Here is a 7,740-nt window from a genome sequence, read left to right as displayed (position 1 = left end):
AGATGGCGCCGGTATCGAGGTAGCGAACGCCGAGGCGACGGGCCAGCCTCCGCGCCGTGGAGCTCTTGCCGGCGCCCGCCGGACCGTCGATCGTCAGGACGTAGGTCAAGGGGCGTCCTCCCTACAGGCCCTTCATGTCCACCATCTCCTGGGCGATGCGTCCCGCGAAGTCCACCAGGTCCGCCATCAGGTCCTCGAAGTTCGTTATCCCCAGGCGCTCCAGGGGCTCCGGGAACATGTAGGTCTGAAGTCCGTCCGCCCCAAGCCCGATCCCCAACATCAGGCAGATGGAGTTCGCCACGCTGACGACGTCCAGGATCGGCTGGTACTGCAGCTTGTCCTCCGGAAGCTCGTTGGGCTTGTGGTGATAGGCCACCGCCATCTGATACGCCTCGGGCAGGTCCCAGCGCTCGGTCAGAAGGGCGCCCACCATGGCGTGATCGAACCCCAGCACGCGAAACTCCGCCTCGGGGAACGGGATGTGTTCCTCCTCGACCATCTTCACGATGAGCCCGTAGCCAAAGCGGACGTAGTCGTTCAGCACCACCTTGCCGATGTCGTGAAGGAGGCCGCCGACGTAGGCGTCCTCGGTCTGCACCTTGCCCGTCACCTGGGCGATGTAGCGCGACGCATAGGCCACCGTCAGGGAATGGCGCCACAGCTCGCCCCTGTCCAGCGCGTAGCCCGACAGGCCCTTGTCCATAACGGAGTAGACCGTTGCGGCAAGGACGATGTTGCTGACGCTCTTGTACCCCAGAAGAGCGATCGCCTCCGAGATGTTGGAGATGTTGCGGGTCATGCCGTAAGCGGCCGAGTTGGCCAGCTTCAGCACCCTCAGCACCAGCCCCTCATCCCTGGACAGGCTCTGAGCGACGTCCGACGCGTTGCTTGTGGGATCGTTCAGCTTACGCAGCGTCTCCAACACAAACTGGGGGAAGGACTTGATGTCCTTCAGCTTGCTGATAATGCGCGTCTTGATCAGTTCCTTTGAACGTTCGTCTACCTCACTCACGAACTCGTCCCCCTTGCATGCAGGTTATACTACTCCACCCTCGAATATTTTAGTGTACAGTTCGGAAAAAGACAAATCCACAAACTCACCCGGACGAAGTTTCTCAAGGACCATCTTTCCAAGCCGCCTCCGGACCAGGCGCTCCACCGAAAAGCCCGCCAGGTTCGCCATCACGCGAACCTCCCGCTTGAGCCCCTCGCCGATGACAACGGACACCCACCGCCCCTCTGGCTCCCGGTCCATGAGGGTCACGGAGATCGGGACGGCCCTCCGCCCCTCGATCTCAAATCCCCCGCGCCATCGCGCAAGCTGGCGCTCGTTGATGGGGACGTTCAGGAGCGCCTCGTACTCCTTGTGGAGCCCCTTCGAGGGGTGCATGACCTCCTGGGTGAGGGCGCCGTCGTTCGTGAGGATCAGAAGCCCCTCGCTCTCCCGGTCCAGCCGCCCCGCGGGATAGACCCGGCGCGACTTCACGGCCTCCGGGAGCAGATCGACCACCACGGGGTCGTACTTGTCGCTTACGGCGCACACCACGCCCCCCGGCTTGTTCATGACCACGTACACGGGCTCCGTCGCCTTCAGGGTTCGGCCGTCGCAGGTCACCTCGTCCACCTCGGGATCGACCTGAAAGAAGGGAGCCAGGACGATCCTGTCCCCCACCCGCACGCGCCCGGCGCGGATAACTTCCTCCGCCCGCCGGCGCGAGGCGACGCCGCAGGCGGCGAGAAATGCGTTAAGCCTCGTCCCTCTCACCTCCATCCCTCACGTCGTCCTCCCCACCCCGTCCGTCGTCGTCCAGGGGCCCCGCGCCCAGTTCGCCCAGCTCCTCCAGGCTCGGCAGGTCCGCGATCGCCTCCAGGCCGAAGACCTCGAGGAACCTCGGCGTGGTCCTGTAGAGCAGGGGGGAACCGCTGGCCTTCTTGCGCCCCGCGATGCGGATGAGCTCGTGGCCCAGGAGCGTCTCGATGACCCGCTCGGAGCGGAAGCCGCCGCGCAGCTCCTCGACCTCGCTCCGCGTGACCGGCTGGTTGTAGGCGATGATCGCGGCCGTCTCAACCGCCGCGCGGCTCAGGCGGACGCGGCCCCTCTGGGCGGTGTCCCGAAAGCGCGACAGGACCTCCGCGAAGTGGGGGTTCGTCCCCAGGACCCACCCTCCGGCCATGGCCTTCAAAACCAGCCCGTGCCCGCTCTTCAAGTGTTCGCCCAGCTCCTCGATGGCCCGCGCCAGCTCCGCGCCGGACACCTCGAAGACCCCTCTCAGCTCTGCCTCGGACACGGGCGAGGACGCCAGGAAGAGGACGGCCTCGATCTGGGCCGCCAGCACGGAGAGGCCCTCCCCGGCCTCAGGCTGCCGACCCGGCAAGGACCTTGACATCGGCGAAGAGCTCCTCCTGCTCTATGCGCACCCTGCCCATGCGGCACATCTCAAGGAGCGCCAGGAGCGTGACCACCAGCAGCTTGACCGAGTGCGCGGCGCGGCACAGGGCGCTCAGGAAGAGTGTCCCCTCCCGCGCCAGCCGACCGTCCAGCTCCGCGATTCGGTCCTCGATCAACGCCTCGTCCGGCGCCGCCTCGGCGAACCCGTCCCAGTCGGCGGCCTCCTCCTCCAGCAGGCGTTCCCGCTCGCGGCTCCGTTCACGGTCGTGGCGTTCAAAGACCCCCCACCAGACGCGGGCCAGGAAGTAGAGGTCCCCAATGTCGTATTCGAGGTCCAAAGCCTCCCCTCCTCCGTCCTCCGCCGCGCCCTGAGCGGGTCGCCTGAAGCAGCGCGACTGCTCCTCAAGCCGCCCCCACAGCCAGTGGGACGCCACACGGTAGGGGCGGTAGCGGACCAGGGTCTCCATAAGGGCCTCCTCGTCGACCTCGACCTCCTCCTCCGGCCCGGGCTCCGCGCCGGGCAGGAGGGAGCGGGTCTTGGAGAGGATGAGCCCCGCCGCCATGTAGAAGAACTCCGCGATCGTCTCGACGGAAGCGCGCTTCGTGCGCGCCAAGTACACCCCGTAGATGCGCACCAGCTGCCGCACTTTGATGCGGGACGCCTCCATCTGCCGGCTCTCCACGAGGCTGCAAAGGAGGTCCAGGGGGCCGGAGAACCCCTCGACGGAGATGTCAAAAGCCTCCATAGGCATTCCCCTGCCGGGCTACCTTGCGGGGTTCACCAGCAGCCCCATGGCGGGATAGATCGACCCCATCGTCTCCCGCGCGACGGCCTCGGCGCGGCGCGCCCCATCGGTCAGGATATCGTCCAGGAGCTTTCTGTTCCCCTCATAGCGGGCGCGGCGCTCGCGCACCGGGGCCATCATCTCCTGAATGTGCGCGTTCAGCCGCTTCTTGCAGTCGACGCAGCCGATCCCCGCCGTGCGGCAGCCCTCGGCGATCTCTTTTTTCTCCTCATCGTCGGGGTTGAAGACCTTGTGGAGGTCCCACACGGGGCAGATGTCCGGGTTCCCCGGATCCGTCCTCTTGATGCGCGCGGGGTCCGTCACCATGCCCCGAAGCTTTTGCCACATGGACTCCGCCGACTCCGATATCTGCAAGGCGTTGCCGTAGGACTTGCTCATCTTTCGCCCGTCGATGCCCGGAACCTTGGGCGTCGCCGTGAAGAGCGGCTGAGGCTCCACCAGCAGCCCCTCTCCGAAGAAGTTGTTGAAGCGCCGCACCGTCTCCCTGCTCAACTCCAGGTGCGCGCTCTGGTCCTCCCCCACCGGCACGAGGCTCGCCCTGTATAGCAGGATATCCGCCGCCATCAGTACGGGATAGCCCAGAAAGGCGTAGGTGCTCAGGTCCTTGTTCTTGATGTTGTCGATCTGCTCCTTATACGTGGGGTTGCGGTAGAGCCAGCCCAGGGGGGTGATCATCCCCAGGGCCAGAGCCAGTTCCGCGTGCTGCGGCACGTGCGACTGGACAAAGATCGGGCTCTTCTCCGGGTCCAGCCCCACCGCCAGCCAGTCCAGCAGGGCCGTGTAGCAGTACTCCCCCGTCTCCGCCGATTCAGCGTAATTGGACATCAGGGCGTGCCAGTCCGCCAAACTGTAAAAGCAATCGTACTGCTCGTCCTGCTGCAGTTTGACAAAATTGCTCAACGCCCCGGCCATGTGTCCCAGGTGCAGAGGCCCCGTGGGCCTCATCGCGCTGAAAACCCGCTTCTTCAAAACAGACCAATCCTTTCGTTCCTGTCCGTACACGTGCGGCCGGCCCTCTACCCGATCGGGGACGGGCTACCTGATTCAATCAGCGTTTGTCCGACTCCAGCATTTTATAAGCGAATGGGGGCGCTCAATCCCCTCACGTCGATCAACACCGTCTCGATGCCGCCCCCCGCGCCGATCCGTCGGGCCAGCTCCGGGAGGGAGACGCACTCCATCTCCCCATGGTCCGCGACGGCGACGGCCAGTCCTGCGCGGGTCGCGTCCATCAACTCGTGATACTTGACGTCCGCCGTGAGGTAGATATCCGCGCCCCAGGCCCCGGCGGCAGGCCAGAACTCCGCGCCCGCACCGCCGCAGAGGGCCACGTGCAGTATACTACAGTTTGCAGGCGCGTAACAGTCGAGGCGGGTCAAATTCCACGCCTCCCTGACCCTCTCGATGAAGCGGTCGAGCGCCTCCGCCTCCGGGAGGTGGCCCTTCGCCCCCAGTCCCGTGTTCAGGTCGAGGGGCGTTATCCCCATCAGGCCCAGGCGGCCGGCCAGCTCCCAGCTGACGCCCCCTTCCGCGCAGTCCCAGTTCGTGTGCGCCGCCAGGACGGCCACGTCGCGCTTGATCGCCTCCCGCACGGCGCGCCCGGGGTCGGAGTTGAGGTCCAGCTTCTTCAAGGGGCGAAACAGGAGCGGATGATGGCACAGGAGCGCCTGACACCCCTGCTCCGCTGCCGCCGCGACCGCCTCGCCGACGGGGTCAAGGGCTATGCCGACGCGGCTGACCTCCGCGTCCAGATCCCCGACCATCAAGCCCACGTTGTCCCACTCCTCAGCCAGGCTGAACGGCGCGACACGGTCCACCCGTTGCAGCAGATCGCGAACTTTCATCGCCTGTCACTCCCCTATTAAGGAAACACTGATTAAGTCGTTGAGAACTGTCAACCGCATAGACTCCCTTCAGTGCCTGAAACTTCACCAGGCCGCGCGAAGCGCGTGGGGATTGGGGCGTAGCCCCATTTTAAAATTTCAGGGAAGCGCTGAAGGATACCCCTTGTTTGATGCTCCTTGATTGCTCTCAACAACTTTTGAAGATTAATCAGCGCTTCCTTAAATTTACAGCCGCAGGGCCCGAAGTGCCGCCTTGAAGCGACTTGAAGCGAAAGGAGCTCGCGAAATCGGCCCCCACCGCCTCCGTCCTCAAGCGCGGCCCGTCCTCCCCTCGACGCTCCTTTCTGAACGACGAAACCCCGCCTCGCGGCGGGGGTTGTCATAGACCGGACGTTTTGCCGGATATTTCGTCATGGTGGGCCCACCTGGGCTCGAACCAGGAACCTTCCGGTTATGAGCCGGTGGCTCTAACCACTTGAGCTATAGGCCCGTATCTTGAAATTATAACCGTTATTCAACCCGAATGCAACCGACGGGGCAGCTGGATTCAGCCTCCCTTGCAGATTCATCCTCCGTCTCCGCCTTGACGACCTTTGCCGTCCCCTTCCCCTCGTCCAGGGCGAAATTTTCGGGGCTGATCTGTACGCAGAGCCCACAGCCTATGCACGCTGTCTGATCCAGGGAGATCTTCATTGTCCTGTCTCTCGCCTCCGTCCAAAGAGCACGCACGCCTTCCATACTCTTTACAGCCCATTTTAATATGAGCGCGCCCCTCCGTCAAACTGCGTGGAGCACACCACAGTGCACGGCCTCCCGCGCTGCGCGGGAGACGGGCGTTTTTGGGTTTTGTACAAGGGGGAAAACTTTCGCCTCTACGAAAAAACCGCCTCCCCAAATCCATTTTTTTCTGCAATAATGAGCTCCACTGAAATGAAACGGCATAGAGGGGCGGTTTTGAAATGTCCACCAATCGAAAAAGAAAACGAGGGCTCTTCCTCGCAGGGGCGCTGTACGCCGCAGCCGCGCTGCTGGTACTCCTGACCTGCTGCGTCAGGGAGGCCTGCGCGGCCAGGTGGGAGAGCCTGACCCTCTCCGACGACGTCGCAGGAGGCCTCGAGAGCCTCGACAAGTTCTGCCTCCTCCACGACCTGTCCTCAGCCGACGTCCTGTGGGCGAACAACTGCACGGTGAGCGACCTCGCTCCAGGGAAGGTGCTCTACCTTCCGAAATCCAGGACGGACGTGTTGTCCCTGTGGCAGCACCAGGGCGCTTGGCAGCCGAAAGCGCTGGTCAAGACGACGTCCGCCGCAGTCGCGGAGCGGGCGCGGGGGGCCAGCGGCGTCCCTCCCGTCTCGGCCTCGCTCAGGCCCACGCCGCCCGCCCCCCAGGCAACGGGCACAAAGCCCGCTCCACCCCCCGAAGGCGGCAAAACGTCTCCAGTCGCCCCGCAGGGCGCCCCCAACAAGGCCCCCGCACCGCCAAGCCTCAAGGACGCCGTCGCAGGGCGCCCGGCACAGGACGGCAAGCGCGAGACTCCGGCGACGGGCAAGGTGACGAAGGACAAAAACGCCGACGGCAAGGACGGAAGCGGGAAAAAGCAGGCGAAGGCCGCCCCGCTCCTCCTCCTCTCGCCGGACGGCGACTCGGGCACCGGCCCCATGAGGCTTGTGATCTCAGGCGATTCGGTCGCCATCGTGCGCCTGCCCAAGAGTGCAGCGCCCAGGACGCCATCCATGGCGGACCTGAACCGCTCGTTCCTGTTCCCCACGTTTCCGGAGACGCCCCCCTCCGAGGACGCCCATCCCTCCGTCGGCCTCCGAGGCAAAAAGATGCTTTGGCCTGTCAACGGCGCGGTCAGCTCCGGGTTCGGAAAGCGCGGCTCAAGGAAGCACGATGGAATCGACATCCCCATGCCGGCCGGCACCGTCATCCGCGTGGCGAAGGACGGCGTCGTCGCCCGGACGGGAACCAACAAAACGCCGTGCTACAGCGGGTACGGAAACTTCGTCCTCGTCAACCACGGCAACGGGCTTCAGACGCTCTACGCGCACTGCCAGAAGGTCACCGTAAAGGTCGGCCAGAAACTGCAAGAGGGTCAGATCATCGCCAACGTCGGACGCACGGGGCGCGCCACGACGAACCACCTCCACTTCGAGGTCCGCGTCAACGGCAAGCCCGTGAACCCCGTCCTCTACCTTCGCTGACGCACTGTGCAGAGCGCAGCCTGAAAACGGAAGCCCGCCCGCATTCTCCTCCCGCTGTTTCGCGGCGAAGCCCGATCACTTCTCCCCTTCGTCCGCATTCCCTGCGGGAGCGGCGCCCGATTGCGGGGGTGTCGCGTCTGCGCCCTCCGCTCCATTCGGCGCACCGACCGACAGACGCGTCACCAGGATCTGTCCGATTCGGTAGCTCTCCAGGTCCATGACCTCAAACTTATGCCCTCCGTAGGTGACGAAGTCCATGCGGTGCGGGATGCGCCGAAGCATGTACGTCATAAAGCCGCCGATCGTCTCGTAGTTCTCCTCATCGGGAAAGGCGTCGAGCCTCAGGACGTGTTTGACGTCCTCGATGGGGGTGGCCCCTTCCAGCAGCCACGACGTATCGTCCCGCTTCGTGATCTGCTCCTCCTCCCCGACGAGCCGCCCCATCAGCATCAGCATGATGTCCTGCAGCGTGATGATCCCCACGACGAGCGCGTACT

At 64.6% G+C, this 7,740-nt stretch carries 10 protein-coding genes and 1 tRNA gene; 1 reads left to right on the top strand and 10 read right to left on the bottom strand.

Annotated elements, in window-relative coordinates; translation table 11 throughout:
• The 9 genes from SY1_RS06595 to SY1_RS06555 form a co-directional block, all read right to left on the bottom strand.
• Positions 1 to 109, bottom strand: a 109-nt coding sequence (locus SY1_RS06595; RefSeq protein WP_208874015.1) for a (d)CMP kinase, incomplete at its 3' end; no start/stop codon positions are given.
• Between the two features lie 12 nt (positions 110 to 121).
• Entirely contained in the window at positions 122 to 1,012 is an 891-nt protein-coding gene (locus SY1_RS06590) for an HDOD domain-containing protein (protein ID WP_208873149.1), read from the bottom strand.
• A 24-nt stretch (positions 1,013 to 1,036) separates the two neighbouring features.
• Positions 1,037 to 1,771, bottom strand: coding sequence for a pseudouridine synthase (locus SY1_RS06585; protein ID WP_015556563.1), 735 nt, complete (start codon positions 1,769 to 1,771; stop codon positions 1,037 to 1,039).
• The gene (gene scpB / locus SY1_RS06580) at positions 1,746 to 2,387 is read right to left on the bottom strand and encodes an SMC-Scp complex subunit ScpB (RefSeq protein ID WP_015556562.1); all 642 of its coding nucleotides are present in this window, start codon (positions 2,385 to 2,387) and stop codon (positions 1,746 to 1,748) included. The genes SY1_RS06585 and scpB overlap by 26 nt, the downstream gene beginning before the upstream one ends.
• Positions 2,356 to 3,141, bottom strand: coding sequence for a segregation and condensation protein A (locus SY1_RS06575; RefSeq protein WP_208873147.1), 786 nt, complete (start codon positions 3,139 to 3,141; stop codon positions 2,356 to 2,358). The genes scpB and SY1_RS06575 overlap by 32 nt, the downstream gene beginning before the upstream one ends.
• A gap of 12 nt (positions 3,142 to 3,153) precedes the next feature.
• Entirely contained in the window at positions 3,154 to 4,164 is a 1,011-nt protein-coding gene (gene trpS, locus SY1_RS06570; protein WP_208873146.1) for a tryptophan--tRNA ligase, read from the bottom strand.
• Between the two features lie 104 nt (positions 4,165 to 4,268).
• Positions 4,269 to 5,039: a Nif3-like dinuclear metal center hexameric protein gene (locus SY1_RS06565; RefSeq protein WP_015556560.1), complete on the bottom strand. Its 771-nt coding sequence runs from the start codon at positions 5,037 to 5,039 to the stop codon at positions 4,269 to 4,271.
• 413 nt (positions 5,040 to 5,452) lie between these two features.
• Positions 5,453 to 5,529, bottom strand: a tRNA-Ile gene (locus SY1_RS06560).
• Positions 5,530 to 5,549: 20 nt separating this feature from the next.
• Positions 5,550 to 5,732 carry a ferredoxin gene (locus tag SY1_RS06555; RefSeq protein WP_015556559.1) on the bottom strand — a complete coding sequence of 61 codons (183 nt, stop codon included), beginning with the start codon at positions 5,730 to 5,732 and terminating at the stop codon, positions 5,550 to 5,552.
• Between the two features lie 266 nt (positions 5,733 to 5,998).
• Between SY1_RS06555 and SY1_RS06550 the strand changes: the two genes are divergently transcribed.
• Positions 5,999 to 7,243 (top strand): M23 family metallopeptidase, encoded by a 1,245-nt coding sequence (locus SY1_RS06550; protein WP_015556558.1) that lies wholly within the window; start codon positions 5,999 to 6,001, stop codon positions 7,241 to 7,243.
• A 75-nt stretch (positions 7,244 to 7,318) separates the two neighbouring features.
• On the opposite strand, the gene SY1_RS06545 is transcribed toward SY1_RS06550, so the two are convergent.
• Positions 7,319 to 7,740 (bottom strand): transporter associated domain-containing protein (locus tag SY1_RS06545; RefSeq protein WP_208873143.1); only part of this gene is annotated, 422 nt, incomplete at its 5' end.

The sequence above is a fragment of the Fretibacterium fastidiosum genome (genome assembly GCF_000210715.1).
Taxonomy (GTDB): domain Bacteria; phylum Synergistota; class Synergistia; order Synergistales; family Aminobacteriaceae; genus Fretibacterium; species Fretibacterium fastidiosum.
This window is presented reverse-complemented; position numbering and strand designations above follow the sequence as displayed.